General features: G+C 61.2%; 15 protein-coding genes. 11 read left to right on the forward strand and 4 right to left on the reverse strand.

Annotation, left to right across the window (positions count from 1 at the left end; all coding sequences use genetic code 11):
* Positions 1-371: 371 nt before the first annotated feature.
* From dnaK to AAAX75_RS03145, 5 genes are all read left to right on the forward strand, one after another.
* On the forward strand, positions 372-2,264 hold the full coding sequence (dnaK, locus tag AAAX75_RS03125) for a molecular chaperone DnaK (RefSeq protein ID WP_055310046.1): 1,893 nt from the start codon (positions 372-374) through the stop codon (positions 2,262-2,264).
* 2 nt (positions 2,265-2,266) lie between these two features.
* A complete protein-coding gene (locus AAAX75_RS03130; protein ID WP_349091062.1) occupies positions 2,267-3,109 on the forward strand; it encodes a nucleotide exchange factor GrpE in 843 nt (280 codons plus the stop codon).
* A 107-nt stretch (positions 3,110-3,216) separates the two neighbouring features.
* Entirely contained in the window at positions 3,217-4,182 is a 966-nt protein-coding gene (locus tag AAAX75_RS03135) for a DnaJ C-terminal domain-containing protein (RefSeq protein WP_117876925.1), read from the forward strand.
* A gap of 72 nt (positions 4,183-4,254) precedes the next feature.
* Positions 4,255-4,671 (forward strand): helix-turn-helix transcriptional regulator, encoded by a 417-nt coding sequence (locus AAAX75_RS03140; protein ID WP_006235210.1) that lies wholly within the window; start codon positions 4,255-4,257, stop codon positions 4,669-4,671.
* Between the two features lie 386 nt (positions 4,672-5,057).
* On the forward strand, positions 5,058-7,358 hold the full coding sequence (locus tag AAAX75_RS03145) for a hydratase (RefSeq protein WP_349091063.1): 2,301 nt from the start codon (positions 5,058-5,060) through the stop codon (positions 7,356-7,358).
* 163 nt (positions 7,359-7,521) lie between these two features.
* Here AAAX75_RS03145 and AAAX75_RS03150 read toward each other — a convergent pair whose 3' ends face one another.
* On the reverse strand, positions 7,522-8,190 hold the full coding sequence (locus AAAX75_RS03150) for a hypothetical protein (RefSeq protein ID WP_349091064.1): 669 nt from the start codon (positions 8,188-8,190) through the stop codon (positions 7,522-7,524).
* Between the two features lie 868 nt (positions 8,191-9,058).
* Between AAAX75_RS03150 and clpB the strand changes: the two genes are divergently transcribed.
* Together clpB and AAAX75_RS03160 are read left to right on the forward strand one after the other, a co-directional pair.
* Complete coding sequence (gene clpB, locus AAAX75_RS03155) at positions 9,059-11,686, forward strand: ATP-dependent chaperone ClpB (protein ID WP_349091066.1); 2,628 nt, start codon at positions 9,059-9,061, stop codon at positions 11,684-11,686.
* A 132-nt stretch (positions 11,687-11,818) separates the two neighbouring features.
* A complete protein-coding gene (locus AAAX75_RS03160) occupies positions 11,819-12,013 on the forward strand; it encodes a hypothetical protein (RefSeq protein ID WP_226790497.1) in 195 nt (64 codons plus the stop codon).
* Positions 12,014-12,144: 131 nt separating this feature from the next.
* Here the strand turns inward: AAAX75_RS03160 and AAAX75_RS03165 are convergent, their stop codons facing one another.
* The 3 genes from AAAX75_RS03165 to AAAX75_RS03175 form a co-directional block, all read right to left on the reverse strand.
* Positions 12,145-13,641, reverse strand: a complete 1,497-nt coding sequence (locus AAAX75_RS03165; protein WP_349091068.1) for a hypothetical protein — start codon at positions 13,639-13,641, stop codon at positions 12,145-12,147.
* Positions 13,642-13,877: 236 nt separating this feature from the next.
* Positions 13,878-14,885: a DUF5692 family protein gene (locus AAAX75_RS03170; protein ID WP_118205874.1), complete on the reverse strand. Its 1,008-nt coding sequence runs from the start codon at positions 14,883-14,885 to the stop codon at positions 13,878-13,880.
* A gap of 63 nt (positions 14,886-14,948) precedes the next feature.
* On the reverse strand, positions 14,949-15,611 hold the full coding sequence (locus AAAX75_RS03175; RefSeq protein ID WP_138340865.1) for a TetR/AcrR family transcriptional regulator: 663 nt from the start codon (positions 15,609-15,611) through the stop codon (positions 14,949-14,951).
* A 188-nt stretch (positions 15,612-15,799) separates the two neighbouring features.
* On the opposite strand from AAAX75_RS03175, the gene AAAX75_RS03180 reads away from it, so the two are divergent.
* The 4 genes from AAAX75_RS03180 to AAAX75_RS03195 all read left to right on the forward strand — a co-directional run bounded on the left by AAAX75_RS03180 (position 15,800) and on the right by AAAX75_RS03195 (position 21,268).
* The gene (locus tag AAAX75_RS03180; RefSeq protein ID WP_349091070.1) at positions 15,800-18,577 is read left to right on the forward strand and encodes an FAD-dependent oxidoreductase; all 2,778 of its coding nucleotides are present in this window, start codon (positions 15,800-15,802) and stop codon (positions 18,575-18,577) included.
* A 30-nt stretch (positions 18,578-18,607) separates the two neighbouring features.
* Positions 18,608-19,036, forward strand: a complete 429-nt coding sequence (locus AAAX75_RS03185) for a hydrogenase maturation nickel metallochaperone HypA (RefSeq protein ID WP_349091071.1) — start codon at positions 18,608-18,610, stop codon at positions 19,034-19,036.
* Between the two features lie 405 nt (positions 19,037-19,441).
* The gene (locus AAAX75_RS03190) at positions 19,442-20,431 is read left to right on the forward strand and encodes a PTS sugar transporter subunit IIB (RefSeq protein ID WP_195246705.1); all 990 of its coding nucleotides are present in this window, start codon (positions 19,442-19,444) and stop codon (positions 20,429-20,431) included.
* Positions 20,432-20,449: 18 nt separating this feature from the next.
* Positions 20,450-21,268, forward strand: coding sequence for a PTS mannose/fructose/sorbose transporter subunit IIC (locus AAAX75_RS03195; protein ID WP_148332484.1), 819 nt, complete (start codon positions 20,450-20,452; stop codon positions 21,266-21,268).
* The last annotated feature ends 13 nt before the right edge of the window (positions 21,269-21,281 follow it).

Raw genomic sequence — 21,281 nt, forward strand, 5'->3', positions numbered from 1 at the left:
GGAAAATGCGAGCCGGCATCAGCTCCCAAAACGGGATACGGTTTCCGGTTGAGCCTTCAGACGGAAACTGCGACCCGGAATTCACGCTCAAACCGGGATTTGCTTTCCGCAGGGCCATCCCGAGGGGTTCCAGACCCAAGCCTCAGCCATCTCTACATAGATCTCGATAGATTTGCCGAGAACTCATTCAGCGCATCTACCTGCGCATTTAAGAACCTAAACTCTCAGCAATAAGAAATCTTATATGAATTGACTTAGATTTTGTATATTCCGGCCCATAAGGGGATACACTACATCCTGAAAGACAAGCCGAAGCGCCGCGCGACAGATCGTCGAGGCGGCGCGAACGCAAAAGAGAGAGGGAATTTCTAATGAGTAAGATTCTTGGCATCGACCTTGGTACTACTAACTCCGCTATGGCCGTCCTCGAGGGCGGTTCTCCGACCATTATCGTGAACGCCGAGGGCGACCGCACCACCCCGTCTGTCGTGGGCTTCCGTGCCGACGGCGACCGCGTCGTGGGCAAGGCCGCTAAGAACCAGGCTGTCACCAACCCCAAGAACACCGTGTTCTCCATCAAGCGCTTCATGGGCCGCAAGTACTCCGAGTGCACCTCCGAGATCAAGACCGTGCCGTATGAGGTCAAGGAGGGCCAGGGTGGCCGTGCCGTCGTCGACATCGAGGGCAAGGATTACACCGCTGAGCAGGTGAGCGCCATGACGCTCGCCAAGATGAAGGCCGACGCCGAGAAGTATCTGGGCGAGACCGTCACCGACGCCGTCATCACCGTCCCGGCCTACTTCAACGACGCCCAGCGTCAGGCCACCAAGGACGCCGGTAAGATCGCCGGCCTCAACGTCAAGCGTATCGTCAACGAGCCGACCGCTGCTGCTCTTGCCTATGGCCTGGACAAGCAGGGCACCGACCAGCGCATCCTGGTCTTCGACCTGGGCGGCGGCACCTTCGACGTCTCCATCCTCGACCTCGCCGACGGCGTGTTTGAGGTTCTGTCCACCTCGGGCGACAACCACCTGGGCGGCGACGACTGGGATCAGCGCGTCATCGACTGGATGGCCGATAAGTTCCAGCAGGAGAACGGTGTCGACCTGCGTCAGGACCCCATGGCCCTGCAGCGTCTGAAGGAGGCTGCCGAGAACGCCAAGAAGGAGCTCTCCGCCGCCCAGCAGACCACCATCAACCTGCCGTTCATTACCATGAACCAGTCCGGCCCGCTGCACCTCAACTACACGCTGACCCGCGCCGAGTTCGAGAAGATCACCCGCGACCTGCTCGAGCGCTGCAAGCAGCCTGTCACCAACGCCCTGCGCGACGCCAAGCTTAAGCTCTCCGATCTGACCGAGGTCATCCTCGTCGGCGGCTCCACCCGTATGCCCGCCGTCCAGGAGCTCGTCAAGACCATGACCGGCAAGCAGCCCAACATGTCCGTGAACCCCGACGAGGTCGTTGCCGACGGTGCTGCCGTCCAGGGCGGCGTGCTCACCGGCGACGTCGAGGGCATCCTGCTGCTCGACGTTACCCCGCTGTCGCTGGGCGTCGAGACCATGGGCGGCATCATGACCAAGATGATCGACCGCAACACCACGATCCCGACCTCCAAGACCGAGGTCTACTCCACCGCTGCCGACAACCAGACCAGCGTCGAGATCAACGTGCTCCAGGGCGAGCGCGAGCTTGCCCGCGACAACAAGTCGCTCGGTAAGTTCCAGCTGACCGGCATCCCGGCTGCCCGCCGCGGCGTGCCGCAGATCGAGGTCACCTTCGACATCGACGCCAACGGTATCGTCAAGGTCTCCGCTAAGGACAAGGGCACCGGCAAGGAGCAGCAGATCACCATTTCCGGTTCCACCGCGCTTTCCGACGACGAAGTCGATCGTATGGTCAAGGACGCCGAGGCTCATGCCGAGGAGGACAAGAAGCAGAAGGAAGAGGTCGAGGTCCGCAACCAGACCGACAGTCTGTGCTACTCCACCGAGCAGACCCTCAACGAGCTGGGCGACAAGGTTTCCGCCGACGTGAAGTCCAAGGCCGAGGCCGCTATCGCCGACGCCAAGAAGGCGCTCGAGGGCTCTGACGTCGAGGCCATCAAGGCCGCCGGCGAGTCCCTGCAGTCCGTGGCCTACGAGCTGGCCCAGGTTGTCTACGCCGACGCTCAGCAGCAGACCGACGGTGCCGCAGGCGCCCAGCCTGCCGACGATGATGTTGTCGACGCCGACTACGAGGTTGTGGACGACGAGGACAAGTAATCATGTCCGCTCGTAAAGCTCGCACGGAGGCGGCCGCCGTTGGTGCCGCCCCCGTTGACTCTGAGGAGAAGGACGTGAAGATTCCCGTAGAGGCCGCAGACGTTACCGAGGCCAACGAGGCCCCGGCCGCCGAGGCTGCCGAGAACCAAGTAGAGGATTCCAACAAGGAGGCGACGATGACCGAGGACGAGATGGTGGAAGCCGCTATCCGCGCCGGTGAAGAAGCCGCCGACAACGACTTTAAGCTCAAGTTCGAGCAGGCTCAGAAAGAGCTTGCCGACGTGCGCAATGAGCTCGATGCTGCGGCAGAGGCTCAGAAGGCCGCCGAGGACAAGGCAAAGGACGCCACCGAGCGCACCGCCCGTCTGCAGGCCGACTGGGAGAACTTCCGTCGCCGCACCGCCAACGAGCGTATCGCCGAGCGCGAGCGCGCGACCGAGAAGCTTGTCACCGCGCTGTTGCCGGTGATCGACGATATCGAGCGCGCGATCGACCATGCCCGCAGCCAAGAGCTTTCCGACGACTTTAAGCAGTTCGTCGATGGCGTTGACGCGGTACATGCCAAGCTGCTCGACGTGTTTGCGCACGAGGGCGTTGAGCCGATCGATCCCAAGGGCGAGGCGTTCGATCCGCTCGAGCATCAGGCTGTGGGTCGCGTCGAGGACGCATCGCAGTACGACGAGACCGTCAACGATGTGTACCAGAAGGGCTACCGCATGGCGGATCGCATCCTGCGTTCCGCGATGGTGACGGTGACCTACGGTGGCGAGAAGCGCCCCGCACCGGAGCCCGAAGCGGCGCCCGAGGATGCTACGGCCGATACGGCCGAGAGCACCGAGGAGTAATTGAGAAGGGCCCCGGGGCAACACCCGGGGCCCTTTCTGGCCTAGTGCCATATGAAAGCATGAGCCGCCGCCCGCTGGGCGGCGGACGTAACAGGAGAGGAGCTACGATGGCTGCAGGCAAAACCTTCTATGACATCCTGGGCGTATCCAAGAGCGCCTCCGACAAAGAGATCAAGAGTGCGTTTCGCAAGCTCGCGCAAAAATATCACCCCGATGCCGGCGGCGACGAGGCCAAGTTCAAGGAGATCAGCGAGGCCTACGAGACGCTTTCGGACGAGAAGAAGCGCAAAGAGTACGACCAGATGCTCATGTTTGGCGGCATGCCGGGCGCGGGCGGCGCGTATGGCGGAGGCTACGGTGCCGGCGCGGGTGCCAGCGGCTGGGGCGACATCTTCGACAGCATCTTTAGCGGCAACGGCGCCTGGGGCAGCGATTGGGGCTCGGGCTTTGCCGGGGCTGCGGGCGCTGCCGGTGCCGGCGCGGGTCGCAGCCGCGCTCGCAAGGGCGGCGACCTGTCGCTGACCGTTGATGTGACGGCCGAGGACGCGTTTCGCGGCGTGACGCACAAGGTCACTTACCGTATTCCCTCGACGGGCGAGCAGCAGACCATTACGGTCTCGGTCCCCGCGGGCGCGGTCGACGGCGGCAAGCTGCGCTACAAGCGTCGCGGCGAGTATGGCGTTGCCGGCGGCGAGCGCGGCGACCTGGTCGTGACCACGCACGTGGAGGAGCATCCGCTGTTTAAGCGTAAAGGTGCCGACGTGACCATGGAGGTACCGGTCTCGGTCTATGAGGCGGCGCTCGGCTGCACGGTGGACGTGCCGACGCCCGGCGGTGCGACGGTTCGTCTGAAGGTGCCCGCGGGTACCCAGACGGGCAAAAAGTTCCGCTTTAAGGAAATGGGGGCGCCCGACGTTAAGCACCGTGGCCGCACAGGCGCGCTGCTCGTCGAGATCAAGGTGCAGGTCCCCACGAACCTATCCGATGACGAGCGCGATGCCATGACCAAGCTGCGCGAGACCGACACGCGCGACTATCGCGAGAAGGTCAACCGTTACAAGGCGACGTACTAGGGCGGTCGTGGCGCACGCCCGCGCCCGCGGGCTTATGATGGACGATAACGAGACGGAAAGGGGTCAGGTAGCATGGCCGAGGACAATAGGAACAAACCGCTGTACATGATCAGCGTGGCGGCCGAGCTGACCGGCATGCATCCGCAGACTCTGCGCGTCTACGAGTCCAAGGGACTGGTGAACCCCCAGCGCTCGGGCGGTAACACGCGTCTGTATTCGCGTGCCGATATCGAGCGCCTGGAACTCATCAACCAGCTGACCGACGAGGGCATCAACCTTGCCGGCGTGGTGCGCATCCTCGATATGAAGGAGCGTGCCGAGGAGCGCGAACGCGAGAACGAGAAGCTCCGCGCCCGCGTACGCCAGCTCGAGGACGAGCTGCACGAGTACAAGATGCAAAAGAAGATCACCGCCCTGGCCCCGCGCGACGGCTCGGTTAACCCCGAACAGGTCATGCGCAAGCTGCTGGGTGCCGGTGGGGATTTGTAGTTACGCGGGTTTACCAACCCGCGTAACCAGTTGACGCTGCAAGCCCGTCAGAGCGGCAATCTGCCTTTCAACTTCGGCGGCATGATCAAAAGATCAATGCCGCCTTGTTTCAAGGCACCTTGCTCGCTCTGGCGGGCTTTCGCTGTCCGTCCTCTATCTGCGGCGTTGCCTTGCTCCGGATGCGGTAGTCATGGGGGACGTTCTTAAATGACTAGTCGAAGGGACACTCTTACACCAAATCTGCCGGCCCTCGCCGGGCTCGTCCTTTGCTTTACCGAGATAAAGTGAACGTGTAGATTCGTAACCCACTCGCAACCGTTCTATGGCACGATATTGAACGAATGTATGCTATGCGCCCAAATCTTTTGGGCAGAGTGGGAGACAGTATGGTCAAGCTGTACGAGGACGGCATCTACCTGCGTAACGGCAGCGAGGTTGTGCCTGTGGCCGAGGCTGCCGAGCGCGGTATTACGCAGACGCCCGAGGATGCCAAGCGCGGCACCATCGCGTATTCGATTCTCCAGGCACACAATACGTCCGGCAATCCCGAGGCGCTCAAGATTCGCTTCGACGCCATGGCGAGCCACGACATCACCTTTGTCGGCATCATCCAGACGGCGCGTGCCTCGGGTATGGAGCAGTTCCCGCTGCCTTACGTGCTTACCAACTGCCATAACTCGCTGTGTGCCGTGGGCGGCACCATCAACGAGGACGACCACGTCTTTGGCCTCTCGGCTGCTAAGAAGTACGGCGGCATTTTCGTCCCGCCGCACATTGCCGTCATTCACTCCTTTATGCGCGAGAATTTCGCCGGCTGTGGCAAGATGATCCTGGGCTCCGACTCGCACACCCGCTATGGTGCCCTGGGCACCATGGCCGTGGGCGAGGGCGGTGGCGAGCTGGCAAAGCAGCTGCTGCGCGACACCTACGATGTCGCCTATCCCGGCGTCGTTGCCATCTACCTCACGGGCGCCCCGCGCCCCGGCGTTGGCCCGCACGACGTGGCGCTCGCCATCATCCGTGCCGTCTTTGCCAAGGGTTACGTTAAGAACAAGGTTATGGAGTTCGTGGGCCCCGGTATCGCGAGCATGACGACCGACTACCGCAACGGCGTCGACGTCATGACTACCGAGACCACCTGCCTGTCGAGCATCTGGGCCACCGACGAGGACACGCACGCGTTTTTGACCATGCACGGTCGCGGCGAGGACTACCGCGAGCTCAAGCCCGCCGATGTTGCCTACTACGACGGCTGCGTCGAAGTCGATCTGTCGAGTATCAAGCCCATGATCGCGCTGCCGTTCCATCCTTCTAACGGCTTTGAGATCGACGAGCTCAACGAGAACCTCGAGGACATCCTGCATGAGGTGGAGCTCGAGGCCGCCAAGATCGGCGAGGGCAAGACGCACTTTAGCCTGCTCGACAAGATCGTCGACGGCAAGCTGCACGTGCAGCAGGGCGTTATCGCCGGCTGCTCGGGCGGCAACTACGACTCCGTGGTCCAGGCTGCTCGCGTGCTCAAGGGCGCTAACACCGGCTGCGGCGAGTTCTCGCTGTCGGTCTATCCCACGAGCCAGCCCGTGGCACTCGAGCTTACACGCCGCGGCTACATCTACGACCTTATGGAGGCCGGCGCGATTGTGCGCACGGCATTCTGCGGCCCGTGCTTCGGCGCCGGCGACACGCCTGCCAACAACGGCCTTTCGATCCGCCACACCACGCGCAACTTCCCCAATCGCGAGGGTTCCAAGCCGGGCAACGGTCAGCTGAGCGCCGTGGCCCTGATGGACGCCCGCTCCATTGCGGCGACGGCTGCCAACGGCGGCGTCCTGACGCCGGCGACCGACCTGCCCGAGGAGACTTGGGACGAGGCCTGCGAGTACACCTTTGACGACGCGCCGTACAAGAAGCGCGTGTACTGGGGCTTTGGCAAGGCTGAGCCGGCCGACGAGCTGGTCGAGGGCCCCAACATCAAGCCGTGGCCCGCGATGGAGCCTCTCGGCGACGACATCCTGCTCAAGGTGTGCTCCAAGATCATGGACCCGGTCACTACGACCGACGAGCTCATTCCCTCGGGCGAGACGAGCTCCTTCCGCTCCAACCCGCTGGGTCTGGCCGAGTTTACGCTCAGCCGTCGCGACCCCGCCTACGTGGGCCGCTCCAAGGAGGTCGACGCGGTGGAAAAGCGCCGCGTTGCCGGCGAGGCAGCGGGCGACCTGGCGGCACTCGATGCCGAGCTTGCCAGCGTGTTTGAGGCGCTGACCGGCGCGGGTGTCGCGGCCGATGCCAAGGCGACTGAGTACGGCTCCATGCTCTATGCCAAGAAGCCCGGTGACGGTTCTGCCCGCGAGCAGGCCGCGAGCTGCCAGCGCGTAATTGGCGGCCTGGCCAACATCGTCCACGAGTACGCCACCAAGCGCTATCGCTCCAACGTGATGAACTGGGGTATGGTGCCCTTCCAGATGGAGGCCGAGCCCAGCTTTGAGGTGGGCGACTACGTCTTTGTGCCGGGTATCCGCGCCGCGCTCGACGGCGACCTGAAGGACATCGCCGCTTACGTGGTTCGCGCCGATGGTGCGGTCGAGCAGATTGAGCTCTACATTGCCGATATGACGGCAGAGGAGCGTGCCATCGTCAAGGCTGGCTGCCTGATCAACTACAACAAGTTCAAGGCCGCTGCCGAGTAACTCTGCTGTACGCCCCTGCCACACCTTTCCCTCGTGCTCACGCGCTTCGCGAGGGTCGCCCGAGGGAAAGGTGTGGCAGGGGCTACCGCGACGTTCTCGTTGGGTCTTGAGGGGCGCTAATAATTGACTGGGACCACCACAAAGGTGCCTGCCCGGCGGGACCTTATTTCGATGGGGTCCAGGTTATTTCATCGTCAAATAGCCAAGTGCGTGCCGAGCCACTGTTGCGCGCTGTCTGCGGATCGGGCTCGCAAGTTTGTTCGTAGGCATCCTCGGTACACCGATCCATAAAATCGACGACTGCCGTCTGGTCGCCTTCCATGACGTAGATCACGTTGCCATCCGAGATATAGACTCCCGGCCCTTCGTTGTCCACGTAGCCGGGGTCGTATGAAACGTTGCACAGTCTGCTCCCGTTTGCCGCATCGAGTTCAAGGGTCGAATAATACCCGCCATTCATTTGGCCTATCTTGGCTCGATATATTGCGGCGCCGTACCATCGCTTAAACGTCTTGCCTTTGAGTAAACTGGTTGCCTTGCCGATAAGCTGCTCATCTTGGGTATAGCGCGTGGCTCCAAGTTCGATTCGGGGATAGTTACTGACCCCAAGCGCTGCGGGCGTACCGTCGAAATCGACGGTGATTGAATCGGGTTTGACGATATCGGTGAGGATTTCGATGGGGTAGCTTACGGTTTCAACCGCCGCCTGCGTTGCCGAGGCAGGGAGAAATGCGAGATAGATAATGCCCACGCCGACTGCGGTAATTGCAAACGCTAAGACGAGCAGGCCGATATAGGTGGAGCGTTTTACGGTGGGGCACCTCTCATGCAATATGCAATCATTAAGATAAATGATACAAGCTTACGACAATATTCAAAAGAAAGCGACCGCCCGGAATGAGAGGGCTAAAAGGCCCTATTGGGCTTCGATTTGACCTCTAATAGAAATATTTGCCCCACTCATTCTGGGCGTGAGGTCAATAATTGAGTCCACGAGTTTTGAGCGATACTCTTCTCACTAAACTCACTATTTTCACTATAAGCACTATAAATACGATAGGGGGACGACGAGAACAATGTGACGTGCGATAGCTAAGCCGTTTAAGCCGGACTCTGACCTTGAATCTCTGCCTCTATCTGTGCGAACGGGCTATTGTCGGTTCTCGATTCCATCGCTGCGTTTTCGTTGGGTCTTGAGGGACGCTAAGAAATGGACTTGCTTGATGCCGCCTCTGTTATCGGGGCGGCTTCTTTTTGTCGAAAACCGCCACAAAGGGGACAGGCGCCTTTGTGGCGGCTCGATTTGTCTTAATCTGTAACATCTTGGCCGCTAAAAGTGGGCTTGGTGTTACAGATTTAGATTTTCGATTCGGGCGTCTTCTGTTCGTCTCGATTTGTAACAGATGGAGCTCTATTTGCCGAGTAGATGTTACAGATTGAGACAAACGGGCGCCGTTGGCCATTTCATCTTGATTTGTAACATCTGGAGCCATAAACAGTTGCTAGATGTTACAGATTGAGATAGTAAGGGGACGAGGCCGCAGCGGGCGAGCGTGCCTACTCCCTATCTCTCAATCACTCAGAAAATCTTATATATAGAGACTTAGATTTGTGTATAAGATCGTACAAAGCTGGCAACAATACTTCTCGAACAACGTGAAGCCGCCCCGTAGGGCGGCCGCCCCAAGAGAGGTGATTCCATGAGAATCGATAAGCTAGCAATGACGTCGCGCGAGGCGTTGCAGACCGCCATGAGCACGGCTGCCGACGCGCAGGCTGGCGCGGTGGAGCCGATTCACCTGCTGTCCGCCTTACTCGGTGCCGGCGAGCGCAATATCTCCGTGATCATCGAGCGCATCGGTGCCGACCCGGCCCAGCTCGCGCGTTCCACGCAGGATGCCATCGACCACGCGCCCAAGGTTTCGGGCGAGGGTCAGCAGATGGGCCTGTCCAATGAGCTCGTCCGCGTCATCGAAAAGGCCGAGAAGAAGGCCACCAAGATGGGCGATAGCTTTGTGGTGACCGAGCATCTGCTGATGGCACTTGCCGAGGACAAGGGCGAGGCCGGCCGCGTGTTGCGCGACGCCGGCGTGACCAAGGAGCGCATCGAGCAGGTCTACGAGGAGCTGCGTGGCGATGACCGCGTGACGTCTGCCGAGGACAAGACCCAGTTTGAGGCGCTGGAGCAGTACGGACGCAACATCTGCGACCTTGCCCGCGCCGGCAAGCTCGACCCTGTCATCGGCCGTACCGACGAGATCCGCCGTACCATCCAGGTCCTGTCCCGCCGGACCAAGAACAACCCCGTGCTCATTGGCGAGCCGGGCGTCGGCAAGACGGCCATCGTCGAGGGCATCGCCCAGCGTATCGTGGCCGGCGACGTACCGAGCACCCTGCGCGACCGCGACCTCATCGAGCTCGACATGAGCGCGCTGGTCGCCGGCGCCAAGTACCGCGGCGAGTTTGAGGACCGCTTGAAGGCCGTGCTCAAGGAAGTGCAAAAATCGGAAGGCAAGGTCATCCTGTTCATTGATGAGCTCCACACCATCGTGGGCGCGGGTGCCACCGAGGGCTCCATGGACGCCGGCAACATCCTCAAGCCGGCGCTCGCCCGTGGCGACCTGCACGCGATCGGCGCGACCACGCTCGACGAATACCGCAAGTACATCGAGAAGGACGCGGCGCTCGCCCGTCGTTTCCAGACCGTTATGGTGAGCGAGCCTACCGTCGAGGACACCATTTCGATCCTGCGTGGTCTGAAGGAGAAGTACGAGATCTTCCACGGTGTGCATATCACCGATAGCGCGCTCGTGGCAGCTGCCGACCTCTCCGATCGCTACATCGCCGACCGCTTCCTGCCCGACAAGGCCATCGATTTGGTCGATGAGGCGGCAAGCCGCCTGCGCATGGAACTCGACAGCATGCCGGTCGAGATCGACGCCACCACGCGTCAGCTCACTCAGCTGCAGATCGAGGAACAGGCGCTCATGAAAGAGACCGATGACGCCTCCAAGGAGCGTCTGGAGGCCCTGCGCCAGGAGATTGCCGAGGTCCAGGAAAAACTCAACGTGCAAAAGGCCGGCTGGCTCAACCAGAAGAACGCCATCGACCACGTGCAAGAGCTCAAGGGACAGCTCGACGAGGCCAAGAGCGAAGAGGAGCGCGCGACGCGCAATGGCGACCTGGGCCGTGCGTCCGAGCTGCGCTACTCCGTGATTCCGGGCCTGCAGCAGCAGATTCAGGATTCCGAGGCTGCGCTCGAGGCACAAAAGCAGCAGGACGGCGAGGGCCTCAACGAACAGGTGACCTCTGATGAGATCGCCGAGGTCGTGAGTGCCTGGACCGGCGTGCCCGTGTCCAAGATGATGCAGGGCGAGCTCGACAAGCTGAAGGGCTTGGAGGGCGAGCTGCATAAGCGCGTCATCGGTCAGGATGAGGCCGTCTCCGCCGTTGCCGCGGCCGTGCGCCGCAGCCGTGCGGGTCTCTCCGATCCGGACAAGCCCATCGGCAGCTTCTTCTTCCTGGGCCCCACCGGCGTGGGCAAGACCGAGCTCGCCAAGGCGCTGGCCGAGTGCCTGTTCGATGACGAGCGCGCGCTCGTGCGTATCGACATGTCCGAGTATATGGAGAAGTTCAGCGTCCAGCGTCTGATTGGTGCGCCCCCGGGATACGTGGGCTACGACGAGGGCGGTCAGCTCACCGAGGCCGTGCGCCGTCGTCCGTACTCTGTGATCTTGCTCGACGAGATGGAGAAGGCTCATCCGGATGTCTTTAACGTGCTGTTGCAGGTGCTTGATGACGGTCGTCTGACCGATGGCCAGGGTCGCCAGGTGTCCTTCAAGAACACGATTATCATCATGACGTCCAACGTGGGCTCCAAGGCCATCGCCGATCTGTCCGGTAAGGACGAGGAGGAGATGCGCCATCAGGTCGACGCTGCCATGGCTCAAACCTTCCGCCCCGAGTTCCTCAACCGTATCGACGATATCGTGGTGTTCCATCCGCTCGGTATGGCGCAGATCGAGAAGATCGTCGACATCCAGCTCGCCGACGTCCGCGCGCGTCTGGCCAAGGAGCGCATGACGCTTGCCATCACCCCGGCGGCCAAGCAGATGCTCGCCGTGGGCGGCCTGGACCCGGTCTTTGGCGCCCGTCCGCTCAAGCGTCTGGTTCAGCGCGAGGTCGTGGATGCCATCGCCGTCGCTATCATCGACGGCACGGTGCGCGAGGGCGATCAGGTGACGGTCGATGCCGACAAGGACGGCGGCTTTACCGTCGTGTGCGACAACACGCCGGCGGCCACCTACGAGGTCCCCGACGCCGAGTAGATTTATGGGACATGCCTTAAAATCTGCCAGCCGTCTCTAAACGCCAAGGGCGGCGGATCCAATTGGGTCCGCCGCCCTTTTTCGTGCGACAATCGATAATGTTGAACGGATGCGATGCAAGGAGCTATGCAGATGAAAGACGAAATCAAGACAAGTGCGCCGGCGACCGATGCCGCACCCGCCGCACCCAAGCCTGTGCCTAAGCCGGCACCCAAGCCGCGCGACCCCTACATCCGTGCCGAGAACGAGGACGACGACGGCTACGATCCCTACAGCGATCGCCGCCCCGAGCGCGAGCCGCTGTTCGAAGCCGATCCGTGGCGCTGAGTGCCACCCAAAAGGCCACCAATAAGTTGCGGTGAAATAGGGATTGTTTTGCGGTTTGACCAGCAAAAACAGTCCCTATTTCACCGCAACTGCGTTAGGGATGGGGTGTTGGGCGGCTGTCTTCGGGCCAGCTAGTCCTGGGCTTTGATGCTCGGCAGGAGAATCTGGGCGAGGTAGTCGGTCTCGAGTTTGGTCGCGGCGTCGGCCTTGCCGTCTTTACCGACCAGGTCGTTTTTGATCTGGCTGTATGTGTAGCGGTTGCCGGTCGTGAGCTCGACAAGCTCAATCGCCGTATCCATGGGGTAGGTCGACACGGGGTTCTGCGTGTGCCCATTAACGGTTTGCGGAATCACGTACGGATAGACAGGGCCGCTGGCGTAGACGGTGTAGCCGTTGCCTAGGCTGACCGTGCCCAAAACCGTATCGCCGTCGTCGGGCGTAAAGGTCTCGCCATCGCGCACCGCGACGAGCGTCACGAGCGGTGTGTTGGTGTCGCCGTCCAGATAAATGCACAGCGTGTTGCCGTTCTGCCAGGTTGCGACCTTGCCATACCACTCAACCGGAATATCGAGCTGATACAGGTTCGTCGCCTTGTGCCGAGCGTCGGCATCGCGGGCGGACTGAGCCTCGCTTGCGCTTACGGCGTTGGCGGCGGCATCGCGGCGCGTAATTGCCGCCTGCTGGAGTATCTTTGCCGCGGCGGCAGAGCTCGCGCCGCCTTCTTCGGCGTACTTGGCGGCGGCATCGATCTGGTCGTCGGTCACCGTGTCGGCTGAGGGCACCTTAAGCTTAAAGGTGGCTTGAGCGCGCAGATCCTGCCCGTCATTCTTGACCGTAACCTGGGCCTTGGTGGTCGGGACGGTGTAGATGGTGCCGTCGGCCGCGATGGGGGAGGCGGCGATGGAGAACGTGTAATCGCCGGGCAGCAGCTTAATGCCGCGACCGTGCTCGTCAACGTAGAGCGTTTCGCTCACGGAAGAACCGTCGGAATCCTGACCGCTCACCTGCACGGGAATCTTGGAGCCAGTTGAGCAGTCGAGCCCCGCGGCATGTACGCCAATTTGCACCGACATCATGGTATGGGCGTTTGCGGCAACCACGGCGGCCTGCTCTTGCCGGTATCCATTCCAAGCGGCATAGCCTGCGCCGCCGGCGACAAGCGCGACGGCTACGACGCCTGCCACCATCAGGTTGCGGCGCTTGGGCGACATCTTACGGTGACGAACCTCGGCTTCGCGTGCCGAAGGAACGGACGGTAGGGGAATATCGCCCATGGCGATGGTCTCGTCCACGGCAGGCGCAGAGCCTAAGCCAGGGAGCTCGCGGGTCAGCGAATCTTCGGCCGGCAAGTTGTCGAGCAAGATGGTTTCCTCGCTCGTGTCGGATCCGGGCTGGTCGTCGGCCTCGCTTTCGGTGTCTTCGTGATCTGCCTCATCCTCGGCAGGCTCAACGTCGCCTGTATCCTGATCATCGGGCTGCGCCTCGATTTCCGGCTCATCCTGCACATCAACGCTCGAATCGTCAAACGCAACATCATCAAGTGAAATCCGGTCTAGGCTCTCCAGGGCCTCGGCACACGCTTCTGCATCTTGGGCCGCATCCTCTTGGCCCATCGTCTCATCTTTCATATATCCCCCAAGCTCAATATCGGGACAACACTGTACCCAAAAACGGGACCCCATAGAGCCGCCGCATGATTTGAAATCCGATTTTATATATGCGTATGTTTTTGAATAGATGAATAGAGACGCAACGACAAAAGCCCCCGAAAAGCGAGCGAAACGCTTTCCGGGGGCTCTGCGAGACATTGGATGAAAATCCTGACGGGCGGGCCTATGCCCAACTGCCAACAGCGACCAACACGTTACTCGGCGTGCGCGTAATCCACCTTGGCGCGGCGAGCGGTAGCCTTCTCCCAATCGCTGGTGCCCTCAAAGACATCCTGCTTGTAGGGATTGCGGCCGAGCTTCTTGGCACGGTAGGCGATGTAGATGATCGCGGCGACGTTGGCGACCAGTGCGGCGATCGAGACCGCGGTAGCGGCGCCGGGGTCGAGCGTGGAGTGGGTCACAAAGATGGACTCCTCCTGGAAGTACGGGAACACTTGGGCAAACATGCACCAAATGGCCAGCGTAAAGGCGCGGTTCTGGATCCAGCCGCCCTTGTTCCAGATAAAGGCGGCGACGGTGGGCGCCAGCAGCAGCGCAAAGCCGCAGAACCAGGAGTGGGTGGGCAGGCAGTTGTAGGTGTAGCAGAAGTTCCAGATATCGTAGGCGATGATGTAGACCCAGGTCATGTCGGGCCACAGCATGTCGGTCTGATCCTCGGAGGCGTAGACGCTCCACCAACCGGTCATGCAGAAGATGTTGATGATACCGGCGATGCCGTTGAACACGTTGTTCCAGCCGGCCAGCTGCGTAGCACCTTCGGAGGTGACCCAGGTGGACTCGCCCAGGACAAAGAAGTGATAGGCGCTCTCGAAGTCGGATACGACGGCGATCATGATGTTGATGGCGACGATCACAAACGGCCATGCGCGGAACCAATGCGCCTTGCCGATCTTTCCCCACTGGTACTTAATGGCAATGAAGCCCCAGCAACCGGCGAGCGCCGCGTATACCTTGGCGTAGTGGAACCAGCTGTTCTGGTACACATGGGTGGGGTTGGTGAGCGCCCACTCGGCGCCCTGCGAAACGCCCACGGCGATGGCGACGCAGTAGATGGTCATGGCCAGCGGAGCCACGCCAAAGATGATTGCCGCGCCCAGCTTGGTGCGGCGGCCGACTTCGTTGAGCACGATCAGGCCAATAAAGACCATGGCCCAGCCAGCCCAGTGGATAAGGGTATCGCTACCCCAAACGTCGAACAGCATGCTGCTCTCCTTTCACACGCCCGCGGCCCCTCTTCTGATCGCGGGCAGTTTGGCCAAATGTCGTCAGTTCTGGGGCTTGCGCTCCGGATACTTGGCGGTATAGCCCTCGATGTGGAGTGTCGAGGCGATGATTTCCTTGACCGTTTCGTCGGGCACATCGGGGTGCGTGCGGATATACATCAAAAGGCCCATGATGAGGGTGTAGAACGTCTCGTAGACATGGTCGATGCGTAGCTCATGATGGGCGACAAAATCCACTACGGTGGTGTCGCAGATATACTGCGCCACGCGCTGGACCACGTTGTGCAAAAAGCCGCCGTAGAGCGCGCCGCTGCTCGAGGTAAGCGTGCTCGGCAGCTCGTGGCCGCTGGCGACCAGGCGCTTAAAGAGCGGGGCGACGGTGTCGAGCGCGCCCTCGATATCACCGACGGTGCGGTCGGCGTTCCACCGCTCGAGTTCGGAGATAAAGCCGTCGATCGCCTCGTCCATAACAGCGGTGACGGCGGCGTCCATGTCGGCGAAGTAGTGGTAGAACAATGAACGCGTGCAGCCGGCTCGCTTGGTCACGGCCGATACCGATAGGTGGGACACGCCCAGCTCGGAGCTTACGGTGCGCACGGCATCGAGGATCTCGCGACGGCGTTCGTCGCCCGTCAGGCGCTTTGCCGCGCTATCGGATGCGGGGACGGCATCGACCACAGAGGTACCTGCTGTGTTGTTGCCCATGTTTTGCCGCCTTTCATCCTCTTTTGCCTGACCGTTCGCCTAACAGTCTTGAATATTGTTGACGGTTCGTCAATACTATTTTTGACACAATGTCAACAATGGCGGGTGAACGGCATGGGGCATGCCCGGCCTGCAAAAAAAGAGGGGCGCTGCGTGCCTGCCAGGCTGCGGCAAGAGAAGGGACGACTATGATTCTCAACGGACCGGGGATTAGCTACACCGAGCCCGACATCGGTTCGGAGTTCGTGCCGCCGCTGCCGGAGCATCCGCGCGAGGCCATCGTCAAGCTGTGCGAGCACTGCACCAACCGTCTGCTGCATCGCGACGAGCTGTTGGGCTACGAGTACTGGTCGTTTGCCGAGGCCGCGACCGACGAGCAGGCCGAAGTGCTCTGCAAGATGAAGATGCGCCGTCCCTATACGCTGCCCGAGATGGCCAAGCTCACCGGCATGCCCGAGACCCAGATCGAGAAGATGCTCGACGACATGAGCTACACGGGTCTGCTCGAGTACAACTGGGAAAACCCCGAGCGCGCCAAGCAATGGGTGTTGCCCATGCTGGTGCCGGGTTCTGCCGAGTTCCTCAACATGCGCGTGAGCCAGCTCGAGGAGCACCCGGTCTATGCCAAGTTCTTTGAGCAGGCGTCCAAGGGACCGCTGTCCAAGGCCACGCCGATGGTGCCGCCCGGAGGCGCCGGCATCGGCATGCACGTCATTCCGGTCGAGAAGGCCATCGACGCCGCGAGCACCTCGGTGCCGATCGAGCATATCGAGCATTGGCTCGACAAATACGATGGCAAATATGCCGCCAGCACCTGCAGCTGCCGCGCGAGCCGTCGCGTGATGGGTGAGGGCTGCGCCGACGACCCGGCCGATTGGTGCATCGCCGTGGGCGATATGGCCGACTACGTGGTTGAGACCGATCGTGGCCATTACGTGACCCGCGACGAGGTTTACGACATCTTGCGCCAGGCCGAGGACAACGGCTTTGTGCACCAGATCACTAATATCGACGGCGAGAACAAGATCTTCGCCATCTGCAACTGTAACGTCAACGTGTGCTACGCCCTGCGCACCTCGCAGCTGTTCAACACGCCCAACCTGTCGCGCTCGGCCTATGTCGCCAAGGTCGAGAAGGACAAGTGCGTGGCCTGCGGTCGCTGCGTCGAGGTGTGTCCGGCCGGCGCCGCCAAGCTGGGCCAGAAGCTCTGCAGCAAAAAGGCCGGCGGACAGGTGCCCGAGTATCCGCGCCAGGAGCTGCCCGATGCCACCAAGTGGGACCACACCAAGTGGTCGCCCAACTACCGCAACGACAACCGCATCGAGACGCATGAGTCCGGCACCGCTCCCTGCAAGACGGCCTGCCCCGCGCACGTTGCCGTTCAGGGCTATTTGAAGCTCGCGGCTCAGGGTCGCTATGACGAGGCGCTGGCACTCATTAAGCGCGAGAACCCGCTGCCCGCTATCTGCGGCCGTGTGTGCAACCGCCGCTGCGAGGACGCCTGCACCCGCGGCCGTGTGGACGCCGCCGTGGCCATCGACGAGGTCAAGAAGTTCATCGCCCAGCGCGATCTGGATGCCGCGACCCGCTACGTCCCGCCCGTGGTGACGCCGACGCGCGCTGGCGGCTTTGATCAGAAGATCGCCATCATCGGTGCCGGTCCGGCCGGCCTGTCCTGCGCTTTCTATCTGGCCGAGAAGGGCTACAAGCCCATCGTCTTCGAGAAAAACGAGCGCCCGGGCGGCATGCTCACCTATGGCATTCCCAGCTTTAAGCTGCAGAAGGACGTCATTGAGGCCGAGGTCGAGATCATTCGCCTGATGGGTGCCGAGTTTCGCTATGGCGTGGAGGTCGGTCGTGACGTGACGCTCGACGAGCTGCGCGCGCAGGGCTTTAAGGCCTTCTACGTTGCCATTGGCTGCCAGGGCGGCCGCCTTGCCGGCATTCCGGGCGAGGATGCCGAGGACGTGACCGTGGCCGTCGACTTCCTTCGCGAGGTTAACAGCGGCAAGATCGATACCCTGTCCGGCAGCACCATTGTGGTGGGCGGCGGCAACGTGGCCATCGACGTTGCCCGCAACGCCTGCCGTCTGGGCTCTGAGCACGTTGAGATGTTCTGCCTGGAGAGCGAGGCCCAGATGCCCGCCAGCGAGGAAGAACGTCGCGAGGCCGTTGAGGACGGCGCGCACATCAGCTGCGGCTGGGGCCCCAAGGAGATTCACCTGGACGAGGCCGGTCGTGTGTGCGGTGTCACCTTCAAGCGCTGCACGCGTGTCTTTGACGACGAGGGCCGTTTTGCGCCCGAGTACGACGAGAACGACCTGCGCCGTGTCGATGCCGACCGTGTCGTCATGTCGATTGGCCAGTCCATTGTGTGGGGCGACCTGCTGGCTGGCTCCAAAGTGGAGCTCGGCCGCGGCCAGGGTGCCCTTGCCGATCCCCAGACCTACCAGACCGCCGAGCCAGACATCTTTGTGGGCGGCGACGTCTACACCGGCCCCAGCTTTGCCATCGACGCTATCGCCGCCGGCCACGAGGCCGCCGTGTCCATCCATCGCTTTGTGCAGCCGGGATCCACGCTCACTATCGGCCGCAATCAGCGCCGCTACACCGCGCTCGACCGCGACGACGTTGTGCTCGAGAGCTACGACAACGCGAGCCGCGAGGTTGCGCATGTGGACCGCGAACGCGAGAAGGCTGCGCCGTTTAGCGAGTATGTTGAGACCTTTACCGAGGAGCAGGTGCGCGCCGAGACCGCCCGCTGCCTGGGCTGCGGCGCCTCGATCGTCGACCCCAACAAGTGCATCGGCTGCGGCCTGTGCACCACCAAGTGCGCGTTTGACGCTATCCATCTGGATCGCGACCGCCCCGAGTGCTCAACGATGGTCAAATACGAGCAAAAGCTCCCAAGCCTGGGCAAGTATGCTTTAAAGCGCGCCATCAAGATCAAATTTGGTCGCAAGTAAGTAGCCATAACGGGAACGGCGGAAGAAAAAGTGCATGAATTGGGGATCGTTTACCACATCATTCGCGATGTTGAGAACGTGGCGCGCGCCAATGGCGTGAGTCGCGTTTCGAGCGTGACGTTGCTGTTGGGCGAGGTCTCGGGCGTCGTTCCCGACTTGCTGCTCGACGCTTGGCGCTGGGCTGCAGATAAAAAGCCCATCACCGAGGGCGCGGAGCTTATCGTGGAGCCCGTCGAGGCCGTGACGCATTGCGAGGTATGCGGCCGCGACTACGCGACGGTCGAGCATGGCAAGACCTGCCCCCATTGCGGTAGCGGCGAGACATACCTGCTGCAGGGCCAAGAGGTCATGATCAAGCAGATCGAGACCCCCGACGAGGATCCGGCAGACGCTGCTCCTGACGGCCTCTCCGACGCCCCCGACGCCGTCGACGCCGCCAACCCCCTCCACATCGTCTAGGATCCCCTATAAGTTGCGGTGAAATAGTTCCTAAATCCAGCCTTCTGGCTCTTAAACAAGAACTATTCCACCGCAACTATTTTGAGTGGTTTCATAGACCATAAGTCACGAAAATAGTCAAGCCATGTCTGTTTAAACAAAATAGCGGCAGTACAAGCGCATTCGCGCTTGCCTAAAATCAATATTAATGAACAGCCTGCTTGTATCTGTAAAATGCATGGCTTGATGAGCGACGCCTTGTCGTGTAATGAGTCAAAAAGCAGTAACGTAATCAACTTGTAACAAACCTAGACGTTTAAACAAATAATCCAACCTTTTGCGGATTTAGCTATAATTCCACAAACCAAACAGCTATACTCCTTTCATGTCGTGTAGGAAATACGTAGACAAAAAGGAGGTTATGTGATGGTAAGTATTGTTCTTGCTAGCCACGGGGACTTGGCAGCTGGAATCAAGCAGACGGGCTCGATGGTCTTTGGCGATCAGCCGTCTGTTGCCGTGGTCTCGCTCGAGCCGAGCATGGGCCCCGACGACTTCCGTGCCAAGGTCGAGGAAGCAGTCGCTTCCTTCGAGGACCAGGAGCAGGTGCTCTTCCTCGTTGATCTGTGGGGCGGCACGCCGTTCAACCAGATCAGCGGGCTCATCGAGGGCCACGATTCCTGGGCTATCGTCACCGGTGTCAACCTGCCTATGCTCATCGAGGCATATTCGCAGCGCTTTGACGCAAAGAACACTGCACATGCGATCGCAAAACATCTCGTGACTGAGGCTAAGGCTGGCGTGCGCGTCAAGCCCGAGTCTCTGGAGCCCGAGGAGAAGAAGCCGGCTGCAGCCGCCGCTGCTCCTGCAGGTGCCATCCCTCCGGGAACGGTCATCGGCGATGGGCACATCAAGATCGCCCACGTCCGTATCGACACCCGTCTGCTTCATGGTCAGGTGGCCACCACGTGGACCAAGCAGATCAACCCCAACCGCATCATCGTGGTTTCCGACGGCGTTGCTCACGACGAGCTCCGCAAGACCATGATCGAGCAGGCTGCCCCTCCGGGAGTCCATGCCAACGTCGTTCCCATCAAGAAGATGGCCGAGGTCGTCAAGGACACGCGTTTTGGTGACACCAAGGCCATGCTGCTCTTCGAGAACCCGCAGGATCTGCTCAAGGCCATCGAGGCCGGCGTCGACATCAAGGAAGTCAACATCGGTTCCATGGCTCACTCCAAGGGCAAGGTCGTCGTCACCAACGCCGTCGCTATGGGCGATGACGACGTTAAGACCCTCGAGGCCCTCAAGGCCAAGGGCGTCAAGTTCGAGGTCCGCAAGGTTCCTTCGGATGCCTCCGAGGATCTCGACGCCATGTTGAAGAAAGCTAAGGCCGAACTGGCCGCTCAAGCATAGTAAAGGAGGGTCCGATACATGTCTGCAATCACTATTCTGCTTGTTGCGATTGTCGCGTTGCTTGCCGGTATGGAAGGCATTCTGGATGAGTTCCAGTTCCATCAGCCGCTCGTGGCATGCACGCTTATCGGTCTCGTAACCGGTCACCTTCAGGAGGGCATCCTCCTGGGCGGTTCGCTCCAGATGATGGCCCTTGGCTGGGCTAACGTCGGCGCCGCCGTCGCGCCTGACGCCGCTCTGGCCTCGGTCGCTTCTTCGATCATCATGGTGCTCGCCCTCAACGGCGGCGCCACTGATTCGGCCAAGGCCGTTACCGCGGCCATCGCCGTCGCCGTCCCGCTGTCGGTCGCTGGTCTGTTCCTGACCATGATCTGCCGTACCATTGCTACCGCTATCGCTCACGCCATGGATGGTTGCGCCGAGAAGGGCGACTTCTCCGGCATCGAGCGCTGGCAGTATGCTGCCATCCTCATGCAGGGCCTTCGTATCGCCATCCCGGCAGTGCTTCTGTGCGTCATCCCGGCCGAGGCCGTTACCAACGCGCTTAACGCTATGCCCGACTGGCTGTCCGGCGGCATGGCTGTCGGCGGCGGCATGGTCGCTTCCGTCGGTTACGCCATGGTCATCAACATGATGGCCACCAAGGAGACCTGGCCGTTCTTCGTCCTCGGCTTCGTCCTTGCTGCCATCCCTCAGCTCACGCTGATCGCCCTTGGTCTCATTGGCATCTCCCTTGCCCTCATCTACCTTGGCCTTAAGGATCTGGCCAAGCAGGGTGGCGGCATGGGCGGTGGCTCCGGCGACCCGCTCGGCGACATTCTGAACGATTACGAGTAGGAGGGGAGTGATA

Source organism: Collinsella sp. CLA-ER-H7 (assembly GCF_040092345.1).
Classification (GTDB): Bacteria; Actinomycetota; Coriobacteriia; order Coriobacteriales; family Coriobacteriaceae; genus Collinsella.

Coding starts and splice junctions, on each gene's coding strand:
- AAAX75_RS03130 (WP_349091062.1), top strand. CDS start 2,267: ATGTCCGCTCGTAAAGCTCGCACGGAGGCGGCCGCCGTTGGTGCCGCC.
- clpB (WP_349091066.1), top strand. CDS start 9,059: ATGAGAATCGATAAGCTAGCAATGACGTCGCGCGAGGCGTTGCAGACC.
- dnaK (WP_055310046.1), top strand. CDS start 372: ATGAGTAAGATTCTTGGCATCGACCTTGGTACTACTAACTCCGCTATG.
- AAAX75_RS03175 (WP_138340865.1), bottom strand. CDS start 15,611: ATGGGCAACAACACAGCAGGTACCTCTGTGGTCGATGCCGTCCCCGCA.
- AAAX75_RS03190 (WP_195246705.1), top strand. CDS start 19,442: ATGGTAAGTATTGTTCTTGCTAGCCACGGGGACTTGGCAGCTGGAATC.
- AAAX75_RS03170 (WP_118205874.1), bottom strand. CDS start 14,885: ATGCTGTTCGACGTTTGGGGTAGCGATACCCTTATCCACTGGGCTGGC.
- AAAX75_RS03135 (WP_117876925.1), top strand. CDS start 3,217: ATGGCTGCAGGCAAAACCTTCTATGACATCCTGGGCGTATCCAAGAGC.
- AAAX75_RS03165 (WP_349091068.1), bottom strand. CDS start 13,641: ATGAAAGATGAGACGATGGGCCAAGAGGATGCGGCCCAAGATGCAGAA.
- AAAX75_RS03195 (WP_148332484.1), top strand. CDS start 20,450: ATGTCTGCAATCACTATTCTGCTTGTTGCGATTGTCGCGTTGCTTGCC.
- AAAX75_RS03160 (WP_226790497.1), top strand. CDS start 11,819: ATGAAAGACGAAATCAAGACAAGTGCGCCGGCGACCGATGCCGCACCC.
- AAAX75_RS03180 (WP_349091070.1), top strand. CDS start 15,800: ATGATTCTCAACGGACCGGGGATTAGCTACACCGAGCCCGACATCGGT.
- AAAX75_RS03140 (WP_006235210.1), top strand. CDS start 4,255: ATGGCCGAGGACAATAGGAACAAACCGCTGTACATGATCAGCGTGGCG.
- AAAX75_RS03145 (WP_349091063.1), top strand. CDS start 5,058: ATGGTCAAGCTGTACGAGGACGGCATCTACCTGCGTAACGGCAGCGAG.